This window comes from Kocuria sp. CPCC 205260, assembly GCF_040981045.1.
GTDB lineage: Bacteria > Actinomycetota > Actinomycetes > Actinomycetales > Micrococcaceae > Kocuria > Kocuria palustris.
This window is the reverse complement of sequence record NZ_JAVKPT010000001.1, coordinates 257,646-281,035: the sequence shown is the minus strand read 5'-3', so window position 1 is coordinate 281,035 and position 23,390 is coordinate 257,646. Positions and strand designations below refer to the sequence as shown.

Here is a 23,390-nt window from a genome sequence, read left to right as displayed (position 1 = left end):
GGCGGGAGTGTGCAGGAGGTCGTCGGGGAAGACTCAGGCGGCTGTCGGAGTGTCGAAGCCATTCCGTCACGCAAAGGCAACAAAAAAGGAGTAGACCTGTTCCCCGAATGTCGAGAAGGCTTGCGACACGCATCGATCCGAACGGCTCGATCCGACGGCACGTCGTCGGCTCGGGCCCTCGAGCCAGCAGAGGAAGCTCATGCACCTTCAGCCCAAGGACCAGGAGAAGCTCCTGGTCGTCGTCGCCGCCGATCTGGCCAGACGCCGCCAGGCGCGCGGTCTCAAGCTGAACCACCCCGAGGCCGTCGCGATCCTCACCTACGAGCTGCTCGAGGGTGCCCGCGACGGGCGCACCGTCACCGACCTGATGAGCTGGGGCAGCACGATCCTCACGGCGGACGACGTCATGGAGGGCGTCCCCGGGATGATCCCGGACGTCCAGGTCGAAGCCACCTTCCCCGACGGCACGAAGCTCGTGACCGTCCACGACCCGATCCGCTGAAGGAGACCGTCATGCAGCCCGGAGAGTACGTCCTCGCCAGCGACCCCGTCGTGTGCAATCCCGGTCGGGAGGCCATCGAGCTCGAGGTCCTCAACAGGGGCGATCGGCCCATCCAGGTCGGCTCGCACTTCCACTTCGCCGAGACCAATCGGGCGCTCGACTTCGATCGCGAGGCCGCCCTGGGACGCCGCCTCGACATCCCCGCCGGCACCGCCGTGCGGCTGGAGCCCGGCGACTCGACGACCGTGAAGCTGATCCCGCTGGGCGGTGACCGCGTGGTCCACGGGTTCCGCGACCTGGTCGACGGCCGCCTGGATCCCCAGGAGGCCGCGGACGTCTCCCAGATCAGGTCCGAGGACTACTCGGGCAACCGGCGCCATGCTGCCGGGGACGCCCCGCAGCCGCTGCGCGAGCGCGCCGAGACCGACTACTCCAATGAGACGCGCTGAGCGCGAGAGGACCAGGACGACATGAGCTTCGAGCTGAGCCGCGAGCAGTACACGAGCCTCTACGGGCCCACGACCGGGGATGCGATCCGACTGGCGGACACCGAGCTGTTCGCGCAGATCGAGCAGGACCTGACCACGCCGGGCGAGGAAGCGGTGTTCGGCGGCGGCAAGGTGGTGCGCGACGGCATGGGCCAGAACGGGCAGCTGGTCCGCGACGTCGGCATCCCGGACACCGTGATCACCAACGTGGTGGTCATCGACTGGACCGGCATCTACAAGGCCGACGTGGCCCTGCGCGACGGGCACATCTTCAAGATCGGCAAGGCCGGCAACCCGGACACCATGGACGGCGTCGACATCATCATCGGCGTGGCCACGGACATCATCGCGGGCGAGGGCAAGATCCTCACGGCCGGCGGCATCGATACCCACGTGCACTTCATCAGCCCGGATCAGATCGAGACGGCGCTGGTCTCCGGCATCACGACCATGATCGGCGGCGGGACGGGCCCGGGGGAGTCGACCAAGGCCACCACGATCACGCCCGGCGCGTGGAACATCCACGGCATGCTGCGCTCCTTCGAGCACTTCCCCATGAACTTCGGGCTGCTCGGCAAGGGCCACGGCTCCGCGATCCAGCCCATGGCGGAGCAGATCCGCGCCGGTGCGATCGGGCTGAAGATCCACGAGGACTGGGGCGCCACGCCGTCGTCGATCAACACGGCCCTGGAGGTCGCCGACGAGTACGACGTCCAGGTCGCGATCCACACCGACACTCTCAACGAGGCCGGGTTCGTGGAGGACACCAAGGCGGCGATCGCCGGCAGGGTGATCCACACCTTCCACACCGAAGGCGCCGGCGGCGGGCACGCTCCCGACATCATCGAGCTCGCCTCGCAGCCGAACATCCTGCCGGCATCGACCAACCCCACGCTGCCCTACACCCGCAATACGGTGGAGGAGCACCTGGACATGCTCATGGTGTGCCACCACCTGCGCGCGGACCTCCCGGAGGACGTCTCGTTCGCGGACTCCCGCATCCGCAAGGAGACCATCGCCGCGGAGGACGTGTTGCATGACATGGGCATCTTCTCCATGACCTCCTCCGACTCCCAGGCCATGGGGCGCGTGGGCGAGGTCGTGCTGCGCACCTGGCAGGTGGCCGATTCCATGAAGCGCCAGCGCGGCAAGCTGCCGGAGGACGAGGGGAGCACGGGCGACAACCACCGGATCAAGAGGTTCATCTCCAAGTACACGATCAACCCGGCGCTGGCGCAGGGGATCAGCGGATCGGTCGGCTCCGTCGAGGTCGGGAAGTTCGCGGATCTGGTGCTGTGGGAGCCGCAGTTCTTCGGGGTGAAGCCGGACATGATCCTCAAGGGCGGAACGATCGTGCACGGGATCGTCGGCGACCCGAACGCCTCGATCCCCACGCCGCAGCCGCGCTGGTACCGCAAGGCCTTCGGAGCCTACGGCGCCGCCGTGTCCGGCACCTCGATCACCTTCCTGTCCAGGTCGGCGATCGAGCGCGGTGTGCCGCGCCAGCTCGGGCTGCGCAAGATCGTGCGCGCCTGCTCCGACATCCGGACCCTGCGCAAGGCCGACCTGAAGTTCAACGGCCAGACGCCCGAGCTGGTCGTGGACCCGGAGACGTACCAGGTCTCCGTGGACGGCGAGGTCGTGACCTGCGAGCCGCAGACCGAGCTGCCCATGGCCCAGCGGTACTTCCTCTTCTGAGGTCGTGACCGTTCACCCTGCCCGCGGCGGACGCAGCGTCCGCCGCGGGCAGGACCGACGACGAGAGGAGTCGCGACGATGATCGTGACCGAGCTGCTCGGCAGCATGAACGACGAGGCCGGACGCGCCCTGGTGGGGCAGCGGCACGTCGAGCGAGTGGTCCTGGCGGACGAGGAACTGTCCAAGCGCATCCAGCGAGTGCGCACCGACCACGACCGCGAGATCGGGCTGCGTCTGCCCCGCGGCAGCGCCGATCTGCGCGACGGCGACATCCTGGCCGTCGAGGGCGAGGGGGCCGACGGCAATGCCGTGGTGATCTCGCTGCTGCCCACGGACGTCCTGGTGATCGCGGCGCGCAGCATCGTGGAGATGGCCTTCGCGGCGCACAGCCTGGGCAACCGGCACCTGCCGGCGCAGTTCTTCGACGCGCAGAGCCCGTACGGCGCCGAGGTCATGGTGGTGCGCTACGACCACACGGTCGAGGACTTCCTGGTGCATCACGGCATCCCGTTCGATCGTCAGGAGAGGGTCATGCCCGTGCCTTTCCGCCATGCGGAGCACACGCACTAGATGACGCCGACACCGACCATCGCGGCGGCCTCCGGGCCGGATCCGCTGCTGAGCCTGATGCAGCTCACGGACTCGGCCCTGCCGACAGGCGCGTTCAGCCAGTCGCTGGGCTTCGAGACCTACATGCAGCGCGGGCAGATCCACGACGAGGGCAGCTTCGCCGAGTGGCTGCAGATGTTCGCCGATCAGCAGCTGACCTACACGGATGCTCTGGCCATCCGCCTGGTCTACACCGCGCGCGAGGTGGAGGAGGTCGTCGACCTGGATGAGCTGGCGACCGTCCAGGCGCTGCCGCAGCAGGTGCGCGACGGCGGCATCACCATGGGCCGTCGCCTGCTGAGCATCGGCGCGGCGTCCTACCCGGGCCCGTGGACCACCCGCTGCGCCGAGGAGGTGCAGGCCGGGCGCATGCAGGGCCATCAGGCCGTCGTCTGGGGAGTCCTCGCCCGCGAGCTGGGGCTCGATCAGGACACCGCCGTGGCGGCCCACGTCCAGGCCACGGCGACCTCTCTGACCCAGAACGCGGTGCGCGGCATCCCCCTGGGACAGAGCGCCGGGCAGCGCATCATCCGCGCTGCGCAGGACTGGACCCGCCGGGCCGTCGAGGTCTCCCGGGGACTGGAGCGCGAGGACCTGGGTGCGATCGCCCCGGGGCTGGAGATCGCGCAGATGCACCACGAGCGTCAGCGCGCTCGGCTCTTCATGAGCTGATGCGCTCGGCGCCGGGTGCGCCGACAAGACACGAAGCACAGACAGCAATACAGGAGGAGAAGAAGCCATGGACCCCGTCATCATCGGCATCGGAGGCCCCGTGGGCGCCGGGAAGACCCAGTTGATCGAGCGCCTGACGCGTGCGATGAGCCAGGAGATCTCGATGGCCGCGATCACGAACGACATCTACACCATCGAGGACGCCAAGATCCTGGCCCGCGAGTCGGTGCTGCCGGAGGAGCGGATCATCGGCTTGGAGACGGGCGGCTGCCCGCACACGGCGATCCGCGAGGACACGTCCATGAACGAGGCCGCGATCGAGGAGCTCAAGCGGCGCCTGCCGGACGTGCGCGTCATCTTCGTGGAATCCGGCGGAGACAACCTCTCGGCGACGTTCAGCCCCGAGCTGGTGGACTTCTCGATCTACATCGTCGACGTCGCCCAGGGCGAGAAGATCCCGCGCAAGGCGGGGCAGGGCATGATCAAGTCGGACCTGTTCGTGATCAACAAGACGGATCTCGCCCCGCACGTCGGCGCGGACCTGGAGGTCATGGAGGCCGATTCCAAGGTCTTCCGCAAGGACAAGCCCTTCGCGTTCACCAACCTGAAGACGGACGAGGGCCTGGATTCCGTCATGAGCTGGATCCGCTCCGACGTCCTGATGCTCGACCTTGACTGAGCAGGCTGCGGGCCCCTCGCAGGACGAGCAGTCGCCGAGCGCTCCGCCGACCGGGCAGCTGCGTCTGCGGATCGAGCAGCGCGACGGCCGCTCCTACGCGGCCCGGCAGTTCCACGACGGCGCGCTGCGGATCCTCAAGCCGCTGCACCTGGATGGCACCGGGCAGGTCTGCTATCCGGTGATCAACCCGGGTGGGGCGTACTTCGGTGCGGACCGCTATGAGCTCGAGCTCGAGGTGGGTCAGGACGCCTCGCTGCTGTCCACTACGCAGTCGGCGACCAAGGTGTATCGGACCCCGCAGGGCCCGGCGCGGCAGGACATGGAGGTCCGCCTGGGCCCCGGGGCGGTGCTCGAGCACCTGCCGGACCAGCTGATCGTCTATCGCGAGGGCTCCTACCGCCAGCGAACGCTCGTGCGGATGCACCCCACCGCGTCGCTGGTCATGGCCGAGATCATCACCCCGGGGTGGTCGCCGGACGGCGAGCCGTTCCGCTTCGACGAGGTGCGGCTGCGCACAGAGGTCCAGGTCGAGGACGACGAGCACCGGCGCCGGCTCGTCGTCGATCAGCTGCGCATGGTCCCCGACGCGGGCCAGGCCATCACCGGCTCGGGGATGATGGAGGGCCGCAGCCACACGGGCCAGCTGCTGATCGCCGATCGGCGCCTGGACGACGAGCTGTACGAGCAGCTGGCCTCGTCCGTGGAGGACTCGGCGACGCTGTCCGGGATCACCCGCGGCGGCCTTCCGCATCCCGACGGCCTGCGGTGCGTCGCGATCCGCTCCCTGGCCGATTCCACGGGCGCGATCGCCGCGCTGCACCGCGGGGTCGTCGACCTGCTGCGGGCCCGTTGGCGCGACCAGCCCCCGCTCGACCTGCGGCGCCCGTGACGACCGGGCCCCGACCCTTCTGCTGCGTCCTGACGACGCCCCGCTGAGAGGCTTCATATGATGAACGCTGTCCGCACCGTGCTGTACGGGATCTCCCAGATCTTCTTCCTGCGCAGCGCTCCCGCCGGAGCGCTGCTGCTGATCGGCATCGCCGTGGCGAATCCCCGCACCGCGGTCCTCGTGGTGATCGGCTGTGCCGTCCAGACGCTGGCCGCATGGGTCATCGGAGAGCGAGAGCTCGTCCGAGACGGGCTCATGGGCTACAACGGCGCCCTGGTCGGCGCAGCGGCCTCGCTGTCGACCATCCATCTCAACGAGACCGCGCTGTCCATCGCCATGACAGTGGTCGGCGCGCTGGCCTGCATCCCGGCCCACCTGGTCCTCCGTGGCCTGTTCGACACGGACGCGCTGCGCCGCTTCGGACTGCCGGTCTCGACCGCGCCCTTCTGCCTCGTGGCGGGACTGCTCTTCGGCGTGCTGCAGCCGATCGTCGAGCCTGGCATCACGACGACCTCGGCCGGCGCCGTGCAGGGATCGCTGCTCGGGATGCTGAACCCCTTCGCCGAGGTCGTGCTCGCGGACGGCCTGGTCCCGGGGCTGGTGATCCTCGCGGGGCTGCTGGTGGGATCGCTGCGCGTGGGGCTGTGGGGGCTGTTCGGCTCGCTTCTCGCTCTGGTGCTCGGTCTCGTCCTCACCAGCGACATCGTGCCGGTGTCCACAGGTCTGATCGGCTACAGCGCGGTGCTCGTCGCGATCGCCCTGGGGGCGATCTTCTGCCCGGGACGCGGCCTGGTCCACCGGCTGGTCTGCGCGGCGATCGGCGTGGCCGCAGCCGTCGGGCTGCGCTGGGTGCTGGACCCCACCCCCATCCCCACCTACACCTGGCCGTTCCTGCTGGCCATGTGGGCCGTGCTGATCGGAGACGAGCTGCTCTCGCCGCGGCGGCGGCAGCTCTCGGACGCGTCGCCGAGCAGCGAACGTGCGCCCGCGTGAGCCGTCCTGCCGCTTCCGCTCCATCGTCCGAGTGGACATCCCGTTGCGCTGTTCAGCCCGACAGCGCAACGGGGCATCCACTCGATGCGGGGGAGACGAGGGACAGGGTCTCACGGTCTGCCGTGCCGTCTGAGATGCCCGACGAGGAGCCAGAGATGACTGGTCGTACGCCCACCGGTGGGCAACTGCACCCGCACCGACCAGCCCCTGGAGAGAGGCTCGACACGCACCGTCCGGAGGCGTGCGAGCACACCCCCGGACGTCGATTCAGGCCGGACAGCGGGCACGAGGTCCAGCGCCGGATCACCGACTACTGGGACCAGCGGGCGCGGGAGTACGACCGGCAGCAGCACCGCGAAGCACGCGTGGAGGCGGATCGGATCGCGTGGCGAGGGATCCTTGAGCAGGTGATGCCCGCTCAGCCCCAGGACGTGCTGGATCTGGGCACCGGCAGCGGCTACATGGCCCTGCAGCTGGCGCAGCTGGACCACCGCGTCACGGGGATCGACCTCTCTGAGGCCATGCTCGGGATCGCCCGGGACCGGGCTGCGGAGCTGGGCCTGTCGGTGGAGTTCGGCCTGGGAGATGCCGCCGAGCCTCCGGTGGCGCCCGGTTCCTTCGACGTCCTCGTCAGCAGGTACCTGCTGTGGACCCTGCGCTCGCCTGATGACGCCCTGCGTGCATGGCGGCGCGCGCTGCGACCGTCGGGGCTGCTCGTCGCGGTCGACGGCCTGTGGTTCCCGCGGGGGATCGACGCTAACCCGACTCCGGGGTTTCGCGAGCACTACGACCCTGCCGTGCGCTCGATGCTGCCGCTGGCCGAGGCCCGCAGCGTCGAGGAGCTCACCAAGCGGATCCGCGCCGCGGGCTTCCGGGAGGTGCGGGTGCGTCTGCTCGAGCAGCTGTGGGAGCTGGACCGCGATCGAGGGGTCGTCCCGGGCCACGACCTGGTGCCCCAGCACCTCATCACGGCTCGGCCCTGAGGTGGAACCGCAGCGGATCGCGCACTGCGGGATCGTCAGTACAGTGAAGGGTTCTGAAGCCGAAGGAGGGGCCACATCGTGAGGCAGGAGTCGAGCTCGCAGATCGCGGGCTCGCAGATCGGGCGGGTGCTCTCGCGCAGCCGCCGACGCGCGGTCCTGTGGATCATCGCCCTGGTCGCCGCGCTGTGCGCGGCGCTCGTGCTGGCGGTCGGCGTGGGCTCCGTGAGCATCGGGCCCGTGCGCGTGCTGGGTGTGCTCGTCGAGCATCTGACGGGGATGGAGATCGGCCCCGGTGCCAGCGCCACGCAGGATGCGATCGTCTGGCAGGTCCGCGCCCCGCGCGTGGTGCTCGCGGCCTTCGTGGGGGCAGGGCTGGCGGTGTGCGGCATGGCCCTGCAGGCGATGGTGCGCAACATGCTGGCCGATCCTCAGCTGCTCGGCATCAGCTCCGGAGCCTCCTGCGGCGCGGCGGCCTCGATCCTCTTCGGGTTCACCCTGGGCGGCGGGGAGCACGCCCTGCAGGCCATGGCCTTCCTGGGCGCTCTGGGAGCCTCCGTGCTCGTCTACGCCACCGCCCGCTCCGGCGGCCGGCTGACCTCGGTTCGGCTCCTGCTGGCCGGGGTCGCGGTGGGCTACGCGCTCAACGCGCTGACGAGCTTCCTGATCTTCGCCAGCGGCAGCGCCGAGGGCACCCGCTCGGTCATGTTCTGGCTGCTGGGCTCGCTGTCGCTGGCGTCGTGGGGCACGCCGCTGGCCGCCGTCGTCGTCATCACCTCGGTGACCGTGGTCGTGCTGAGCCTCCAGGGGCGGCGCCTGGACGCCCTGGCCCTGGGCGACGACACCGCGCACTCGCTGGGCGTGTCGCCGGAGCGCACGCGGGCCCTGCTGCTGGTGCTCGTCTCGCTGTGCATCGGGGTGCTGGTCGCGGCCTCGGGCAGCATCGGGTTCGTGGGGCTGATCATGCCGCACCTGGCCCGGCGACTGGTCGGCGCGGCTCACACCGCCGCCATTCCCGTGGCGGCCCTGCTGGGCGCTCTGCTGCTGAGCCTGGCGGATCTGGCCGCGCGCACCGTGCTGCAGCCCCAGGAGCTGCCCATCGGCATCATCACCGCGATGCTGGGCGCCCCCTTCCTCCTCCTCCTCATCCGACGCATGCGCGCCGGGTCCTCCTCTCGCTGATCGGAGCTCCATGCACTCGTCGTCCCGTTCTCGCGCCCGCGTCCTGTCGGCAGCCGCCGTGCTGCCGGCGGCCGCACTTCTGCTCGGCAGCTGCTCCCAGGACCAGGCCTCCGAATCCGACGGAGGCGGCGGGCACTACCCGGTCACCGTGAACAGCTGCGGGGAGGACGTCACCTTCGAGCAGGAGCCGGAGCGGATCGTGCTGCTCAAGTCCGCGTCGGTGCCGGGGCTGCACGAGCTCGGTGTGCTCGACCGGGTCGAGGCCAAGGCCGGGGCCTATCCGCTGGAGTCCTACGACGAGACCACCCGCGAGGAGGTCGAGGCCATCCCTTCGCTGGGCGGCGACGTCGACTCGAGCGGGCATCTGAGCGTGTCCCAGGAGGCCGTCATGGCCCAGGAGCCGGACGTCGTGATGGGACAGGCGGAGAACCTTGATGCCTCCGCGCTGTCATCGGTGGGGATCCCGCTGCTCGAGGAGCCGGCGCTGTGCCCAGGGGGCATCGAGGATCCCGGGTTCGACGACGTCTACGACCAGCTGCGGCTGTACGGGAAGGTCTTCGACCGCGAGGACGAGGCCGAAGAGAACATCGGCGAGCTCGAGGATCGTGTGGCGGCTGTCGAGGAGCAGGTCGACGGATCCGCCTCGGACCAGGAAGAGCCCTTGACCGCCGCGGTGCTCTACCCCACGGTCGGCGGCGGCACCACCTATGCCTACGGCGCCCACAGCATGGCCGCGCCGCAGCTGGAGGCCGCGGGTCTGGAGAACGTGTTCGCAGACCTCGACGAGCGCGTGGCCGAGGTGACTCCCGAGGAGCTGGCCGGGCGGGATCCCGACGTCCTGATCGTCCTCTACTCGGAGGGCGACCCTCAGGCCGTCGAGGACTCGATCTCGGACATCCCCGGCACCGATGGCATCTCCGCGGTCGTCGAGGACCGGATCCTGGCCATGCCGATGAACATGACGGAGCCGGCCACTCCGCAGGCAGTGGAGGGTCTGGAGCGGATCGTGGAGGAGTTCCAGCAGTGATCGAGGGGACCGGGCTGTCCTTCTCCTACGGCCGGGGCCCCGCGGTGGACGGGATCGACGTGGTGTCGGTGCCCGAGCGACTCATGGGCCTGATCGGACCCAACGGCAGCGGCAAGTCGACGCTGCTGCGGCTTCTGCATGGTCGCCTGCGGCCGGCTTCCGGGCGGGTGACGGTCGACGGGCGCGATCTGGCCGGGATGAGCGTCAGGGATATCGCCCGCAGCATCGCGGTGGTCGTCCAGGAGCACGAGCCCGCGGTCGAGCTCAGCGCAGCGGAGATGGTCATGCTGGGGCGCCTGCCCCGCGGCGGGCTGGGCGGTCCGGCGGCCGCCGATCATGCGGCCGCGGAGTCCGCTCTGGAGCAGGTGGGCCTTCTCGCCCAGGCCGAGCGGCCGCTGTCGGCCATGTCCGGCGGCGAGCAGCAGCGGGTCATGATCGCCCGGGCCATGGCGCAGGAGACCGAGCACCTGCTGCTGGACGAGCCCACCAATCACCTGGACATCCGCTACCAGCACGAGGTGCTCTCCACGGTGCGGCAGCTGCGCCGCACGTCCATCGTGGTGCTGCACGACCTGAACCTGGCGGCGCAGTACTGCGATGAACTGGTGCTGCTGGACCACGGCCGGATCGCCGCCCGCGGGACGCCGGACGAGGTGCTGCGCGCCGAGGTCCTGGAGCCCGTCTACCGCATCGGCGTGCGGCGCTGGGACGACGACGGCATCCACCTCTCCTTCGGCCTCCGAGACTGACTCTCCCCGCCCCGTCCTGCCACCCCCCGAGTGGATACTCAATTGCGCAATTCGGCCCTTCTGCGCAACTGGGCATCCACTCGGCCGGGGGGGCTGGAACGACGGCAGCGGAAAGTCCGGTTCGATCAGGCGATCAGGGGCCCGACCAGCAGCGCCAGACCCAGCAGCAGCCAGCCCACGGGGAAGATCCAGCACAGGACCTTGCCCGTCCGGTGGGCCACATTGAGCGTCCAGTTCGACGGCTGGTTCTGGACCATCAGCGGAAGCTCGGGGTCATCGACCAGACCCGGGATGCGCCATCGATGCAGTTCCTCTCGCGAGTGCTCGCCGAGGGGGATCTCGAGTGCGTCGAGCTCGCGCAGCACGTCAGCCCGGCTTCCGCGGAGGCAGGCGGCGGCGATCAGAGGCAGAGCCAGCATGGAGGCGCCCAGCAGCCAGGTACCGCGGATCTGCCCTGAGCCGTCTGCCCAGCCGGCCACGCTCGTCGCGCAGATCGCGGTGCCCAGCGGCAGCAGGGACCAGGCCACGGCGGCGGCGAGACGGCGGTTCTGCACAGCCATGCGGATCAGCGGTCCCAGTCCATCGGCGAAGGGGTTCCGGGGACGAGGTCGGCCCACTGCGGTGACCAGCGTCGTCAGGCCCGAGGCGAACAGGACGCCGCTGGCCCCCAGCAGCGGGCCGACCAGCACCGAGCCTAGGGTCTTGGGCTCCCAGCGGGTGACCTGGTCGTCGGCGTCGGTGTGGGCGGCGACCTGCTCGGGGATCCGGTCCCACCATGCGGCGCACAGCAGCAGCGTCGCGACCAGCACCGCGGCCATGACCACGGAGGGCACCAGCGGCGAGGGCATGCCGTCGACGTGCAGCTCGTAGCCGCCCTCCTCGACCGTCCGCGCCCACTCGCCCTTCGGTAGGCCGTCGGAGTCCGCGGGGCGGTCCCGGGATGCTGGCAGGGCGGCGGATCGGTCGGAGCTCACCGCGCCATTCTCCCACCCCCCTGCCGAGTGGATACTCAGTTGCGCTGTTCGCCCCGATAGCGCAACTGAGTATCCACTCGGCGGGGGGAGGGGCGCGTAGGGTCGGTGCATGACGCATGTGGAGATCAAGAAGGTCCGCGACGAGCCCTCCTCGGACGACGGCGTCCGGCTGCTCGTCGACCGCCTCTGGCCGCGCGGGGTGTCCAAGGCCGACGCCGAGCTCGACGGCCATCCCAAGGACGTGGCCCCCAGCACCGACCTGCGCAAGTGGTTCGACCACGACCCGAAGAAGTTCCAGGAGTTCGGCGACCGCTATCGCGCAGAGCTCGACGACAACGACGCAGCCCATGACCTCGCCGCCAAGCTGCGCGATGAGCGTCCCCAGCAGGTCACGCTGCTCTACGGCGCCAAGGACGACGAGCACAACCACGCGATCGTCTTGCGCGACTGGCTGCGCGACCACCTCTGAGACCGCCGAGTGGATCCTGGGTTGCGCTGTTCGCTCCCTCTGCGCAACTCAGTGATCACTAGGCGAAGGGGGAGGGGCGGCGGGCGCGGCGGATCATGTCGATCAGCGCCGGGCGGTGGCCTCGAAGGTCCTCTGCGGTGACCCGCAGCTCCTGCCACCCTGCCGCCTCGGTGAGCCGACGCCGCAGGATGTCCTTGCGCAGCTGATCCCCGCGGGCATGATGCGGCCCCTCGACCTGCAGGCTCAGCCGATCCTCGTCATCGGCCAGATCGGGCCAGAAGCAGGATCCGTTCGGCGCGCTCACCTCCAGATCGGTGACCCAGCGGGTCTCCCCGAAGCGCTCGAGGCACAGGCGCGCCTCGGTCTCCAGCGCGGAGTCGACGGCCGCCGCCGTGCGCTGCAGGGCGCGCTTGATCCGAGCGACTCCGCGCACTCCCGGCAGCTCGCGCAGTTCTCGCTCGAGCTGCTCTCGAGACCTCAGTGCCGGCAGATCCTTCCGGATGCCGGTGGTGTGGGTGCAGATGATGCCGTCGAGCACGGCGACCAGGGCGTCGTCGTCGAGCAGCGGCCAGCGGCCCTGAGCGGCACCGGCCAGATCCACTGCGGTCCGCGCAGGGGAGGTGACGACGACGCCCTCGAACTCGATCAGCGGAGTCAGCCGGGGCAGCAGGCGGTGGGCGATGATCCCGGGAGATCGCATGAGCAGTTTGGGATCGGGGGAGACCAGGTGAATCGGCCAGGCCATGCGCAGCCGGTTCGGCACCCGCAGACCGAGCAGCGCCGCAGCCGTCACGTGACTGGCCGCCGCCCCGGGCTGGGCCTGGAGCATGGCAGGCAGCAGGCGGCGCAGCTCCCGGACATGATCGGCTACCGCATCGCGCTGGCCGGCCTGTGCAGGGCAGCCCTGTGGAGCCGCTGCCCTCCCGCCCCCTCCCCGCCGAGTGGATGCCCAGTTGCGCTGTTCGCCCCAACAGCGCAACTGGGCATCCACTCGGCGGAGAGGGGAGAGGGGGACTCGGTGGGCGTGGATGCTCGGGCAGGGCGTCGGTAGCGTCAGGGTCAGACAGGACGGGCGGTGCAGGTCGGGCCCGTCGACGCACAGCAGCGAAGGAGCGCAGGACATGGACGCAATGAAGACGAACGCCGCCGGACGCCAGATGGTCGCCGTGGTCACCGGGGCCTCGACCGGGATCGGCGAGGCCACCGCACGACGCCTGCGCGCCGACGGCTGGATCGTCTACGCCGTGGCGCGGCGCGCCGAGCGCCTGGAAGCGCTGGCTCAGCAGACCGGGGTGATCGCGGCGGCGACCGATCTCACCGTGCAGGAGCAGGTCGATGCCCTGCGCGATCGCGTGCTGAACGAGCAGGGCGCCCTGGACGCGCTGCTGAACATCTCCGGCGGCGCGCGCGGCACCGACCGGGTCGCGGATGCCAAGGACGAGGACTGGCAGTTCATGTACGACGTCAACGTCATGGGCACCATGCGCCTGATCCGCGCCTTCCTGCCGGCGTTGCGCGACAACGGCGAGGGCACTGTGCTCAACCTGACCTCGATCGCCGGCTGGCGGGCCTACGAGGGCGGCTCCGGCTACAACGCCGCCAAGTTCGCCGAGCGCGCCATGACCGAGGCGCTGCGCCTTGAGGAGGCCGAGAACAACCTGCGGGTGATCGAGGTGGCCCCGGGTCTGGTGCACACCGAGGAGTTCTCGCTGATGCGCCTGGGCGGGGATCAGGCGGCCGCGGACAAGGTCTACGCGGGGGTGGACAAGCCGCTGACGGCCGAGGACGTGGCCGAGGTCTGCGCCTTCTCGGTGAACCTGCCGCACCACGTGGACCTGGACACGATCACCGTGAAGCCGGTGGCCCAGGCCGCCCCGCACAAGATGATCCGGAGCAGCTGAGGAGCCTTCAGCGGGTGTATGCGGAGGAGCCTTCAGCGGGTGTAGGCGGTGCCGGTGACCTCGCAGCCGTCGTCCGAGTGGAAGGCCTGGACCTGGGAGAGGAAGGAGCCGGCGTCGGTGCCGTCGCAGGCGCTGTGGACGTTGGAGGCATAGGCGCCCACGCCGGCCAGGACGCTGAGCACCAGCAGGAAGGCGAGCACTGCGCTGAGCAGAGCTCGGCCGTTGAGAGCATCGGTCATGCGGGCACCTCCTGCACTGCTGTCTGCGACCCTCGGACGATCACTCCCTGCGATCGTCGCCCCCGGGGCGCGGTGCCGCCGCCTGCGGTACCTCTCGGTCGGCTGCGGCTCCCTCCGCCGCAGCGGGTCTGCCGGGCCCGGATGCGTGTCGAGGACAGCATCCGGCGACGGACCACGAGACAACGTAGCGACCCGCACGAGGGCCGCGAGCCGATTCGAGGGGAAAACCGATAACGATCCGGTCACTGTGTGCCGATTCGTTGATCTGGGTCACACCTGGGGCGCGGCTGGGCGAGAGCCCTGTCACAGCAGGAGCTTCAGGACCCGAAGACCACCGTGCGGTCGCCGTTGAGGAAGATCCGCCCCTCGCAGTGCGCCTGGACGGCCCGGTGCAGGACGGTGCGCTCCACATCGGCTCCGGCCTGCACCAGGTCGTCCTTGGAGTGCCCGTGGTGCACGCGGGTCACGTCCTGCTCGATGATCGGACCCTCGTCGAGATCCGCGGTGACGTAGTGCGCGGTGGCCCCGATCATCTTCACGCCGCGGTCGTGGGCGCGCTGATACGGATTCGCGCCGATGAACGACGGCAGGAACGAGTGGTGGATGTTGATGATCGGGGTGGGGGCCTTCTGCAGGAACTCGTCCGAGAGGATGCGCATGTAGCGCGCCAGCACGATCAGGTCGACGTCCTCGCCGATCGCCTCGAGCACCGCCGCCTCGTGCTCCTGCTTGGACAGCCCCTCGTGCGGCACCACGACGAACGGGATGCCGTGGAACTCGCACAGCTGACGGTGGACGTCGTGATTGGCCACGACCTTCACGATCGACCCGCCGAGCTGCCCGTCCTGGGCCCTGCGGATCATCTCGTTGAGGCAGTGATCCGTCCGGGAGGCCAGCACCACGATGCGCTGCTGCGCCGGGTGCGGGCGGATCTCCACCTCGGCGTCGTCGATCGAGGCGGTCAGCCGCTCGCCCAGGCGCCGGAACTCGTCGTCCTCGGCCGCGGGCGAGGCGAAGAGCCCGGAGGGTGCCTCGATGACCGCGCGCACGAAGAACGAGCCGTCGTTCGTGAACTGATCCAGCTGGTTGATGTTCAGACCCCGGTCAGCGAAGGCGGTCGTGATGATGGAGACCAGTCCGGTGCGGTCGGGGCAGGAGACGCGGACGATGCGCTGGAGCACGGCACTTCCTCGAGGGACGAGAGGCAGGGGAACGAAGGGATATCGTCCCACAGGCGCCCGCACGGCGCGGCCATCCCGACGTGCCGCAGGTGTGGGCCGTGGCCTATGATCGAAGGCAGAACGTGAGCAGAGATCCGGCCATCACCGGGGAGCTCTTCGGAAGAACGGGGCCTGCGTCCTCAGTAGAGCCGAACGGGTCGGGCCCGACACAGCCTCAGGAATCGAGCGGCTCGCCTGCTCCCGGACACGGGGGCGGCGGGCAAGCGAGGTGGTACCGCGTCGAAGACGGCCGTCACGCACGGCCACGGCGTCCTTGCAGCAGGGACCCGCGGAGCATGGTCCGCGGGAACGAGGACGACGCACGACCAGGACGGACCACATGAGCGCACAGCATCCCCTGTATCCCAAGGCGAGCACCGGCGAGACCCGCGGCGTGCCCGCCTCTCCGCGCTTCCCGCAGATCGAGGAGCGGGTGCTCGAGTACTGGAAGCAGGACGGCACCTTCCAGGCCAGCATCGACCAGCGCCCGGCCGGCGAGAACGGCTCCAACGAGTTCGTCTTCTACGACGGCCCTCCCTTCGCCAACGGCCTGCCGCACTACGGCCACCTGCTCACCGGCTACGTCAAGGACCTCGTGGCCCGCTTCCAGACGCAGCAGGGCCGTCGCGTGGAGCGCCGCTTCGGCTGGGACACCCACGGCCTGCCCGCGGAGCTCGAGGCCATGAAGCAGCTCGGCATGACGGACAAGGCCGAGATCGAGGCCATGGGCATCGACCGCTTCAACGACGCCTGCCGCACCTCCGTGATGACGTACGCCTCCGAGTGGAAGGACTACGTCACCCGCCAGGCGCGCTGGGTCGACTTCGACAACGACTACAAGACCCTGAACCCCGACTACATGGAGTCGGTCATCGGCGCGTTCAAGGCCCTGGACGACAAGGGCCTGGTCTACAAGGGCTACCGCGTCCTGCCGTACTGCTGGAAGGACGAGACCCCTCTGTCCAACCACGAGCTGCGCATGGACGACGACGTCTACCAGGAGCGCACCGACCAGACGGTCACCGTGGCCTTCCGCCTGACCGGCGAGGTCCAGGACGAGACCGCCGGCGACCTCGAGCTGGCCGCTCAGCTCGCCGGCGCCGAGGCCCTGGCCTGGACGACCACCCCCTGGACCCTGCCCACGAACCAGGCGCTCGCGGTCGGCCCGCAGATCTCCTACGTCCTGGTGCCGGGGCGCGGCGAGCTCGAGGGCCGCCGCTTCCTGCTGGCCCAGGACCTGCTGGGCGCCCACGCCGAGGCACTGGGCTTCGAGTCCGCCGAGGAGGCCGCGGCCGCCGTCGAGCGCACGCTGCAGGGCGCGCAGCTCAAGGGCCTGCGCTACGAGCCGCTGTGGGACTACCTGCGCGGCCTGCCGGGCACGGCCGTGGCGCTGGCCCCGGGGCAGTCGCTCGAGAACTCGTGGCAGATCATCGTGGCCGACTACGTCACCACGACCGACGGCACGGGCATCGTCCACCAGGCCCCGGCATACGGCGAGGACGACCAGATCGCGTGCGCCGCCCACGGCATCCCCGTGGTGCTCTCCGTCGACGAGTCCGGTGCCTTCTTCGGCTGGTTCGCCGACGGCTCCGTGCTGCCGGGCACCCCGCTGGGCCCGATCGCCGATCGCAACGTGTTCGACTCCGAGGTCTCGCGCACGATCATCCGCGATCTGCGCGAGCGCGGGCTGCTGGTGAAGCAGCAGTCCTACGCGCACTCCTATCCGCACTGCTGGCGCTGCCGCAACCCCCTGATCTACCGCGCGGTGGACTCCTGGTTCGTGGAGGTCACGTGCTTCAAGCAGCGCATGGTCGAGCTCAACCAGGACATCAACTGGATCCCGGGCAATGTGAAGGACGGGCAGTTCGGCAAGTGGCTCGAGAACGCCCGGGACTGGTCGATCTCGCGCAACCGCTACTGGGGCTCGCCCATCCCGGTGTGGGAGTCGGATGATCCGGCCCACCCGCGCCGCGACGTCTACGGCTCGCTGGCCGAGCTCGAGGCGGACTTCGGCCGTCTGCCGCGCAATGCCGAGGGCGAGGTGGACCTGCACCGGCCCTGGATCGACGAGCTGACGCGCCCCAACCCGGATCACCCGGAGGCCACCATGCGCCGGGTGCCCGAGGTCCTCGACGTGTGGTTCGACTCCGGGTCGATGCCCTATGCCCAGGTGCACTACCCGATGCAGAACCGGGAGTGGTTCGAGACCCACAACCCGGGCGACTTCATCGTCGAGTACATCGGGCAGACCCGCGGCTGGTTCTACACGCTGCACATCCTGGCCACGGCGCTGTTCGACCGCCCCGCCTTCCGCAATGTGATCTCCCACGGCATCGTGCTGGGCTCGGACGGGCAGAAGATGTCCAAGTCCCTGCGCAACTACCCGGATGTCTACGAGGTCCTGGACCGCGACGGCGCCGACGCCATGCGCTGGTTCCTGATGTCCAGCCCGATCCTGCGCGGTGGCAACCTGATCGTCACCGAGGAGGGCATCCGCGAGGCCGCCCGCCAGGTGCTGCTGCCGCTGTGGAGCACCTGGAACTTCTTCAGCCTCTACACGAACGCCGCCGACGGCGGGGCCGGCTACGACGCCCAGCCCCGGTACAGCTCCGATCACGTGATGGACCGCTACGTCCTGGCCCGCACCGGCGCCGCCGTGCGGGAGGTCGAGCGCCACCTGCAGGACTACGACGTCTGGGCCGCGGCCGAGGCGCTGCGCGCTCACATGGAGCTGGTGACCAACTGGTACGTGCGCCGCAGCCGCGATCGGTTCTTCGAGGAGGACCGCGAGGCCTTCGACGTCCTGTGGACCGTGCTCGAGACGACCGTGCGCATGGCGGCCCCGCTGCTGCCGCTGGTCAGCGAAGAGGTCTGGCGCGGGCTGACCGGCGGGCGCTCCGTGCACCTGACGGACTGGCCCGACGCCGATCGGTTCCCCCGCTCCGCCGAGGACGAGCGCCTGGTCCAGCTCATGGAGACCACGCGTGCGGTGTGCTCGGCGGGCTCGTCGCTGCGCAAGGCGCACGGCCTGCGCGTGCGCCAGCCGCTGGCCGGCATGACAGTGGTCGTCCCGGACGGCCAGGCGCTGGCCGGCACGTTCGAGTCCATCGTGGCCGATGAGCTGAACCTCAAGTCGGTCGAGCTGCGCGACACCGCCAGCACGAGCCCCGCGGACTACGGCATCTCCCAGCAGCTCAAGGTCAACGCCCGCGCGGCGGGCCCGCGCCTGGGCAAGGGCGTGCAGGCCGCGATCAAGGCGGCGAAGGCGGGGGACTGGTCCACCGCCGAGGACGGCACCGTGACCGCCGGCGGCGTCGAGCTGGCCGAGGGCGAGTACGAGCTGCAGACGGTGGTGGGAGAGGACGCGGCGGCCGAGACCGCCGTGACCGTCCTGCCCGGCGGCGGGTTCCTGGTGCTCGACACCGCCCTGACCCCGCAGCTGCAGGCCGAGGGCGTGGCCCGCGACATGGTCCGCGCCGTGCAGCAGGCACGCAAGGACGCCGGGCTGCAGGTCTCCGACCGCATCCGCACCACGATCACGGACACCGCCGAGGTCGTCGCGGCCGTGCAGGAGAACCGCGAGCTCGTCTCCGGGGAGACGCTGTCGGTCGAGCTCGAGCTGCTCGAGACCCCGGACCCGAAGCAGTCGGGCATCACGGTCGCCGTGGTGGCCTCGGCCGGATCGGAGGGCGCGCTGTGAGCATCGATCCTCCCGAGAAGAACGCTGGTGCAGCCGCCGAGGACGCCGACCTCGGCGCCTCGGCGCTGAGCCAGGACGCCTCCGTGTGGGCCTCGCCGTCGGTGGGCTCCATCGAGGACGTGTACCGGCAGCTGCTGGCCCGCGCCCCGGAATCAGCCATGGAACCGCGGATGGAGGCGGTCGAGCAGGCCGTCGAGCTGCTGGGCGATCCGCACCGGGCCGCCCCGGTCATCCACATCACGGGCACGAACGGCAAGACGTCCACAGCGCGCATCATCGAGGCGCTGCTGCTGTCCCAGGATCTGCGGGTGGGCCGCTACACGTCGCCGCACCTGGAGTCGGTGACCGAGCGCATCTGCCTGGACGGCTCCCCGGTGACCGAGGAGACCTTCGTGCGGGTCTTCGCCGAGATCGCCCCGCTGATCTCGGTCGTGGACTCCGGCCTGGAGGCCGAGGGCAAGCAGAGGCTGACGTACTTCGAGCTGCTGACCGTGCTGGGCTTCGCGATCTTCGCCGACGCCCCCGTGGACATCGTCGTGCTCGAGGTGGGGCTGGGCGGGCAGTGGGATGCCACCAACGTGGCCGATGCCGCCGTCTCGGTCATCACGCCGATCGACCTGGATCACACCGAGCTGCTGGGCGACACGGTGGAGGACATCGCCCACGAGAAGGCCGGGATCCTCAAGCCCGAGGGCTTCCTGATCTCGGCGGCCCAGGTCCCGGAGGTCGCCGACATCCTGCTCGAGCGCGCGCAGGAGCTCGGGATCCCGTTCCGCTTCGAGGGCGTCGAGTTCGGCGTCACCGAGCGCACGCCCGGAGTCGGCGGGCAGCAGCTGTCCATCCGCGGCCTGGCCTCCGAGTACGAGGAGCTGCTGCTGCCTCTGCTCGGAGCGCATCAGGCGCAGAACGCCTCGGTGGCCGTCGCCGCCGTCGAGGCCTTCGTGGGCGGAGGGGAGCGCGCCCTGGATCTCGAGGTCGTGCGCGACGCCTTCGCCGCCGTCACCTCGCCCGGGCGGCTCGAGCTGATGCAGCCGTCGCCGCCGGTGATCCTGGACGCAGCTCACAACCCGCACGGGGTCCGGGCCAGCGCCGAGGGGCTCGTGGAGTCCTTCCACCCCGAGCGGCTCTACGCCGTGGTGGGGGTGCTCGCCGAGAAGGACGTCGACGGCATCCTGCGGGCCCTGCACGACGGCTACGACCACGCCCGGACCCAGTGGTGGTTCACCCGCTCGGGCTCGCCGCGGGCTGTGGACCCCGAGCAGCTCGCGGAGGCCGCGATCGCCCTGGGCTTCGACGAGGCCGCCGTGCGCACCTCGTCGAGCATCGGCGAGGCTCTCGAGGAGGCCCTGTCGGCCGCACGCGCGGAATCGGCCTCGGATTCCGAGGGCAAGGGCGAGTCGGCCGTGCTGGTCACCGGCTCCATCACCGTCGTGGGCGAGGCCCGCGAGATCCTGGGGAGGTGAGCGCCGTGGCGCAGAAGCAGCGCAGGCTCAGCCGCAAGCAGCAGCAGTGGCGCCCGGGGCAGCGCAAGAAGCCGTCCTCGGTCATGGTCATGTTCGGGGCCACCACGCTGCTCATGGAGGCCTTCGTCGTGTTCTTCGGCGGACTGGCGGCCTTCGGGATCTGGGGTGCTGGACACACCGGACGCGTGCCCGTGCTGATCGGGGCCGCCGTGCTGGGGATCGTCTTCGTGGTCGGCTCCGGCACCTTGAGCCGTCCGTGGGGCCCGGCCTTCGGCTGGATCCTGCAGCTCGTGATGCTGGCCACCGGATTCGTGTTCCCGCCCATGTTCCTGGTGAGCGTGCTGTTCGTGCTGTGCTGGTGGTACTCGCTGCGCACCGGTCGGCGCCTGGACCGCGAGAAGCGGCAGCGCTACGAGGCCGAGCTCGAGTGGGATCGGCGCCACGGGCTGGGCTGACAGGCTCCGCAGCGACGGCGAGGGCGGCGACCGCATCATGCAGTCGCCGCCCTCGCCGTCTCGTCCGGGCTGCGCGCTCGAGCCTCAGTACGCGCCGCGCGCCGTGACCACGGCACGGACCGCCTTCACGAGGATCAGCAGGTCCTGGACCAACGACCACTGCTCGACGTACAGCAGGTCCAGGCGCACCGAGTCCTCCCAGGAGAGGTTGGAACGGCCGGAGATATGCCACGGCTCGGTCAGTCCGGGGCGCACCAGCAGACGGCCCGCGATCACGACGTCCCCCTGGCGCGCGTGTCGACCGACTGCGTCTTCGACGGCTCCCTGCCGCTGGATCAGGAGCACGCACCCGAGCACCCCGTGGCCCCGCTGGCCCAGCGGGGGATCGACCCTGCCGTCGTCGATGATCAGCACGGCCGTCTCACCTTCGCCGCCGACCTGACCGAGGTCCTGCTGGACCTCGTGGTCGAGCAGGCCCCCTACGGCACCCGGCACGTCACCAACGCGGGAACGGCCATGAGCTGGTTCCAGGGGGTGCGCGCGGTCTTCGAGCTGACGGGCCACGATCCGCAGCGGGTGAGCCCCGTCAGCACGGCGGAGTTCTTCCGGGACTGCCCCGGTGCGGCGCCGCGCCCAGCGCATCCAGTTCGACGTCCGCGACGCCCGCTCGCGCCTGCGAGAATCGAGAGGCCGTCATCGCCGCCGCCTTCTCCAAGAGGACTCCATGACCACTCCCGTCCTTCCAGTGCCCGAGCTCGAGCCGACCGTGCAGCGGCTGCTCAGCGCGCTTCGACCCCTCCAGGACGACGCCGAGGCCGAGCGCACCCGCGAGACCGCCCGGCAGTGGCTGGCCGGCGACGCCCCCGTGCTGCAGCAGCGCCTGCTGGACTTCGCCCGGCGGGAGGACGCCGCCGGACGCAGCTGGCTGTCGCGGGAGTGGCTGCGCGGCTACCTGCGCACGCGCGAGTCCCTGCCGCTGAGCACGAGCGTGGGCTTCCAGCTGGCCGACGAGCCCGGGACTCCCGGCCTCGACCGCGCAGCCCGGTTTATCCACCGCGCGGCCGCCGTCCACCTGCAGCAGCTGCGCGGTGAGACCCCGGTGGAGGTCAGCCCGCGCGGTGCGCACCTGTGCATGCAGCAGTGGGAGGCCCTGGGCGGCGGGCTGCGGCACCCGCAGGCGGGCATGGACGAGATCCGCCGGCCGCGGGTCGAGGCCGCCGACGCCGAGATCGGCATCCTCCACCGCGGGCGCCTCCGAGTGCTGCCGATCGCCGATGCCGACGGCCAGCCCCGCAGCGCCGCCTGGATAGCGCAGGCGCTGCGCACGATCGTCGCCGCGCCGGGCGGTGCCCGGGACGAGCTGCCCTTCGGCGCGGTCTCCTGGCTGCCCGCCGACGACGCCGCCGAGATCCTCGAGGAGCTGCTGCAGGACTCGGCGAACGCGCGGACCTACGACCGGCTGTCCCGCTTGGTGTACACGGTGGACCTGCAGGAGCAGCAGCTCACGGATGAGCAGCACCTGCAGCACCTGGCCTTCGGCTTCCACGACGCCTGGGTGCGCAAGCCCATGTCCTACGAGATCGCGCTGCACGACTCCTTCACGGGCGTGCACGTGGAGCACAGCACGATCGACGGGGCCACGGTGCTGGCGGCCGTGGGCCGCATGCAGCAGGTCGAGATCCACGACGCCCCCGCCGCCGTTCCGGAGCTGGTCATCGAGGCCCCGGAGCTCGCCTGGTCGATGACTGCGGAGCAGGCCCAGCGCGTGCGCACCGGGCTGGAGGGCGTGTCTCAGGCCGCCGAGCCGCTGTCGGTGCGCCTCGTCACGGTGCCGCGCATGTCAGCACAGGAGCGCCCGTTCAAGATGAGCGACGACGCCGTCCAGCAGCTGATCTTCACGATCGCCCAGCAGCTGGCCTTCGGGCGGGTGCGCAGCGTCTACGAGTCGGTCGACGTCCGCGAGTTCCAGGCCGGGCGCACCGAGTGCCTGCGCCCGGTGACGGCCCAGGCCGTCGAGCTCGCGGCCGCCGCCGTGGAGGGCACGGCGACCCAGGAGCAGCTGCGCGCTGCGATCGAGGCGCACAAGGACTGGATCAAGGCGTGCAAGGCCGGGCACGGCCCGCAGCGCCACGTCACCGGCCTTCGGCTCATGGCGGATGAGGACCAGGTGCGGAAGGGGCTGCTCGGGGATCCATCGCTGGAGGCGCTCTCGGAGGACTTCCTGTCGACCACCTCGGTGGGCGGGGCGCAGTCCATCGTGCGCTACGCCTTCGCCCCCACCTCCGCGGCCGGTTTCGGCATCGCCTACACCAAGGGCGAGCGCGAGTTCGAGTTCTGCCTCAGCTTCCGCGCCGACACGGCCGAGGACCCCGACAGCTTCGCCGAGGCGCTGGTCGAGGCCGCGCAGCTGCTGTGGTCCGTTGTCGGGACGCCCGCGCGCTGAAGCGAGCTCCGGGCCCCACTAGGGTGGTCCTGGAGACCTGAACACCGCGCCCGTCCAG

The 23,390-nt window shown here is 70.4% G+C and carries 22 protein-coding genes and 2 pseudogenes; 19 read left to right on the top strand and 5 right to left on the bottom strand.

Going from position 1 to position 23,390, the window contains the following annotated elements; all coding sequences use genetic code 11:
* Window positions 1-199 precede the first annotated feature (199 nt).
* From RF645_RS01200 to RF645_RS01145, 12 genes are all read left to right on the top strand, one after another.
* Window positions 200-502: an urease subunit gamma gene (locus RF645_RS01200; RefSeq protein WP_006215156.1), complete on the top strand. Its 303-nt coding sequence runs from the start codon at window positions 200-202 to the stop codon at window positions 500-502.
* An 11-nt stretch (window positions 503-513) separates the two neighbouring features.
* Window positions 514-951, top strand: coding sequence for an urease subunit beta (locus tag RF645_RS01195; protein WP_006215157.1), 438 nt, complete (start codon window positions 514-516; stop codon window positions 949-951).
* Between the two features lie 21 nt (window positions 952-972).
* Window positions 973-2,688, top strand: coding sequence for an urease subunit alpha (gene ureC, locus RF645_RS01190; protein WP_006215158.1), 1,716 nt, complete (start codon window positions 973-975; stop codon window positions 2,686-2,688).
* Window positions 2,689-2,766: 78 nt separating this feature from the next.
* Window positions 2,767-3,258 carry an urease accessory protein UreE gene (gene ureE / locus RF645_RS01185; protein WP_006215159.1) on the top strand — a complete coding sequence of 164 codons (492 nt, stop codon included), beginning with the start codon at window positions 2,767-2,769 and terminating at the stop codon, window positions 3,256-3,258.
* On the top strand, window positions 3,259-3,969 hold the full coding sequence (locus tag RF645_RS01180; RefSeq protein WP_006215160.1) for an urease accessory protein UreF: 711 nt from the start codon (window positions 3,259-3,261) through the stop codon (window positions 3,967-3,969).
* A gap of 67 nt (window positions 3,970-4,036) precedes the next feature.
* Entirely contained in the window at window positions 4,037-4,648 is a 612-nt protein-coding gene (ureG, locus tag RF645_RS01175; protein WP_006215161.1) for an urease accessory protein UreG, read from the top strand.
* Window positions 4,641-5,537: an urease accessory protein UreD gene (locus RF645_RS01170; RefSeq protein WP_006215162.1), complete on the top strand. Its 897-nt coding sequence runs from the start codon at window positions 4,641-4,643 to the stop codon at window positions 5,535-5,537. Before ureG ends, RF645_RS01170 begins: the two co-directional genes overlap by 8 nt.
* Before the next feature lie 57 nt (window positions 5,538-5,594).
* Window positions 5,595-6,530 carry an urea transporter gene (locus tag RF645_RS01165; RefSeq protein ID WP_368818422.1) on the top strand — a complete coding sequence of 312 codons (936 nt, stop codon included), beginning with the start codon at window positions 5,595-5,597 and terminating at the stop codon, window positions 6,528-6,530.
* Between the two features lie 155 nt (window positions 6,531-6,685).
* Window positions 6,686-7,513: a class I SAM-dependent methyltransferase gene (locus tag RF645_RS01160; RefSeq protein WP_368818421.1), complete on the top strand. Its 828-nt coding sequence runs from the start codon at window positions 6,686-6,688 to the stop codon at window positions 7,511-7,513.
* 78 nt (window positions 7,514-7,591) lie between these two features.
* Window positions 7,592-8,692, top strand: a complete 1,101-nt coding sequence (locus RF645_RS01155; protein ID WP_006215166.1) for an iron ABC transporter permease — start codon at window positions 7,592-7,594, stop codon at window positions 8,690-8,692.
* A 10-nt stretch (window positions 8,693-8,702) separates the two neighbouring features.
* Window positions 8,703-9,719 carry an ABC transporter substrate-binding protein gene (locus RF645_RS01150; RefSeq protein WP_368818420.1) on the top strand — a complete coding sequence of 339 codons (1,017 nt, stop codon included), beginning with the start codon at window positions 8,703-8,705 and terminating at the stop codon, window positions 9,717-9,719.
* On the top strand, window positions 9,716-10,468 hold the full coding sequence (locus tag RF645_RS01145) for an ABC transporter ATP-binding protein (protein ID WP_368818419.1): 753 nt from the start codon (window positions 9,716-9,718) through the stop codon (window positions 10,466-10,468). Before RF645_RS01150 ends, RF645_RS01145 begins: the two co-directional genes overlap by 4 nt.
* Window positions 10,469-10,593: 125 nt before the next feature.
* Here the strand turns inward: RF645_RS01145 and RF645_RS01140 are convergent, their stop codons facing one another.
* Window positions 10,594-11,442, bottom strand: a complete 849-nt coding sequence (locus RF645_RS01140; RefSeq protein WP_368818418.1) for a DUF1648 domain-containing protein — start codon at window positions 11,440-11,442, stop codon at window positions 10,594-10,596.
* 109 nt (window positions 11,443-11,551) lie between these two features.
* On the opposite strand from RF645_RS01140, the gene RF645_RS01135 reads away from it, so the two are divergent.
* On the top strand, window positions 11,552-11,911 hold the full coding sequence (locus RF645_RS01135; RefSeq protein ID WP_024290648.1) for a DUF488 domain-containing protein: 360 nt from the start codon (window positions 11,552-11,554) through the stop codon (window positions 11,909-11,911).
* 58 nt (window positions 11,912-11,969) lie between these two features.
* On the opposite strand, the gene RF645_RS01130 is transcribed toward RF645_RS01135, so the two are convergent.
* The gene (locus RF645_RS01130; protein WP_368818417.1) at window positions 11,970-12,740 is read right to left on the bottom strand and encodes a hypothetical protein; all 771 of its coding nucleotides are present in this window, start codon (window positions 12,738-12,740) and stop codon (window positions 11,970-11,972) included.
* A 292-nt stretch (window positions 12,741-13,032) separates the two neighbouring features.
* Here RF645_RS01130 and RF645_RS01125 point away from each other — a divergent pair, with 292 nt between their 5' ends.
* Window positions 13,033-13,812, top strand: a complete 780-nt coding sequence (locus RF645_RS01125; protein WP_368818416.1) for an SDR family oxidoreductase — start codon at window positions 13,033-13,035, stop codon at window positions 13,810-13,812.
* Between the two features lie 32 nt (window positions 13,813-13,844).
* On the opposite strand, the gene RF645_RS01120 is transcribed toward RF645_RS01125, so the two are convergent.
* Together RF645_RS01120 and purU are read right to left on the bottom strand one after the other, a co-directional pair.
* On the bottom strand, window positions 13,845-14,051 hold the full coding sequence (locus tag RF645_RS01120) for a hypothetical protein (protein ID WP_006214623.1): 207 nt from the start codon (window positions 14,049-14,051) through the stop codon (window positions 13,845-13,847).
* A 317-nt stretch (window positions 14,052-14,368) separates the two neighbouring features.
* The gene (gene purU / locus RF645_RS01115; RefSeq protein ID WP_251715402.1) at window positions 14,369-15,232 is read right to left on the bottom strand and encodes a formyltetrahydrofolate deformylase; all 864 of its coding nucleotides are present in this window, start codon (window positions 15,230-15,232) and stop codon (window positions 14,369-14,371) included.
* Between the two features lie 379 nt (window positions 15,233-15,611).
* On the opposite strand from purU, the gene ileS reads away from it, so the two are divergent.
* The 3 genes from ileS to RF645_RS01100 all read left to right on the top strand — a co-directional run bounded on the left by ileS (window position 15,612) and on the right by RF645_RS01100 (window position 20,889).
* The gene (gene ileS / locus RF645_RS01110) at window positions 15,612-18,971 is read left to right on the top strand and encodes an isoleucine--tRNA ligase (protein ID WP_058871007.1); all 3,360 of its coding nucleotides are present in this window, start codon (window positions 15,612-15,614) and stop codon (window positions 18,969-18,971) included.
* A 101-nt stretch (window positions 18,972-19,072) separates the two neighbouring features.
* The gene (locus RF645_RS01105) at window positions 19,073-20,434 is read left to right on the top strand and encodes a folylpolyglutamate synthase/dihydrofolate synthase family protein (RefSeq protein WP_058871134.1); all 1,362 of its coding nucleotides are present in this window, start codon (window positions 19,073-19,075) and stop codon (window positions 20,432-20,434) included.
* A gap of 5 nt (window positions 20,435-20,439) precedes the next feature.
* The gene (locus RF645_RS01100; RefSeq protein WP_058871006.1) at window positions 20,440-20,889 is read left to right on the top strand and encodes a DUF4233 domain-containing protein; all 450 of its coding nucleotides are present in this window, start codon (window positions 20,440-20,442) and stop codon (window positions 20,887-20,889) included.
* 84 nt (window positions 20,890-20,973) lie between these two features.
* Here the strand turns inward: RF645_RS01100 and RF645_RS01095 are convergent.
* Window positions 20,974-21,153 (bottom strand): annotated as a pseudogene (locus tag RF645_RS01095) (sugar transferase); the annotation flags it as partial.
* Here RF645_RS01095 and RF645_RS01090 point away from each other — a divergent pair.
* Window positions 21,115-21,471: pseudogene (locus tag RF645_RS01090) on the top strand (sugar nucleotide-binding protein); the annotation flags it as partial. The pseudogenes RF645_RS01095 and RF645_RS01090 sit on opposite strands and share 39 nt — an antisense overlap.
* A gap of 142 nt (window positions 21,472-21,613) precedes the next feature.
* Window positions 21,614-23,332, top strand: coding sequence for a choline/carnitine O-acyltransferase (locus RF645_RS01085; RefSeq protein WP_058871004.1), 1,719 nt, complete (start codon window positions 21,614-21,616; stop codon window positions 23,330-23,332).
* Window positions 23,333-23,390 lie beyond the last annotated feature (58 nt).

Bases quoted from the DNA above. Each gene is read 5' to 3' on its own strand.
- RF645_RS01150 (WP_368818420.1), top strand. From the start codon at position 8,703: ATGCACTCGTCGTCCCGTTCTCGCGCCCGCGTCCTGTCGGCAGCCGCC.
- RF645_RS01135 (WP_024290648.1), top strand. From the start codon at position 11,552: ATGACGCATGTGGAGATCAAGAAGGTCCGCGACGAGCCCTCCTCGGAC.
- ureC (WP_006215158.1), top strand. From the start codon at position 973: ATGAGCTTCGAGCTGAGCCGCGAGCAGTACACGAGCCTCTACGGGCCC.
- RF645_RS01125 (WP_368818416.1), top strand. From the start codon at position 13,033: ATGGACGCAATGAAGACGAACGCCGCCGGACGCCAGATGGTCGCCGTG.
- RF645_RS01160 (WP_368818421.1), top strand. From the start codon at position 6,686: ATGACTGGTCGTACGCCCACCGGTGGGCAACTGCACCCGCACCGACCA.
- ureG (WP_006215161.1), top strand. From the start codon at position 4,037: ATGGACCCCGTCATCATCGGCATCGGAGGCCCCGTGGGCGCCGGGAAG.
- ileS (WP_058871007.1), top strand. From the start codon at position 15,612: ATGAGCGCACAGCATCCCCTGTATCCCAAGGCGAGCACCGGCGAGACC.
- ureE (WP_006215159.1), top strand. From the start codon at position 2,767: ATGATCGTGACCGAGCTGCTCGGCAGCATGAACGACGAGGCCGGACGC.
- RF645_RS01085 (WP_058871004.1), top strand. From the start codon at position 21,614: ATGACCACTCCCGTCCTTCCAGTGCCCGAGCTCGAGCCGACCGTGCAG.
- RF645_RS01180 (WP_006215160.1), top strand. From the start codon at position 3,259: ATGACGCCGACACCGACCATCGCGGCGGCCTCCGGGCCGGATCCGCTG.
- RF645_RS01200 (WP_006215156.1), top strand. From the start codon at position 200: ATGCACCTTCAGCCCAAGGACCAGGAGAAGCTCCTGGTCGTCGTCGCC.
- RF645_RS01130 (WP_368818417.1), bottom strand. From the start codon at position 12,740: ATGCTCCAGGCCCAGCCCGGGGCGGCGGCCAGTCACGTGACGGCTGCG.
- RF645_RS01120 (WP_006214623.1), bottom strand. From the start codon at position 14,051: ATGACCGATGCTCTCAACGGCCGAGCTCTGCTCAGCGCAGTGCTCGCC.
- RF645_RS01195 (WP_006215157.1), top strand. From the start codon at position 514: ATGCAGCCCGGAGAGTACGTCCTCGCCAGCGACCCCGTCGTGTGCAAT.
- RF645_RS01165 (WP_368818422.1), top strand. From the start codon at position 5,595: ATGATGAACGCTGTCCGCACCGTGCTGTACGGGATCTCCCAGATCTTC.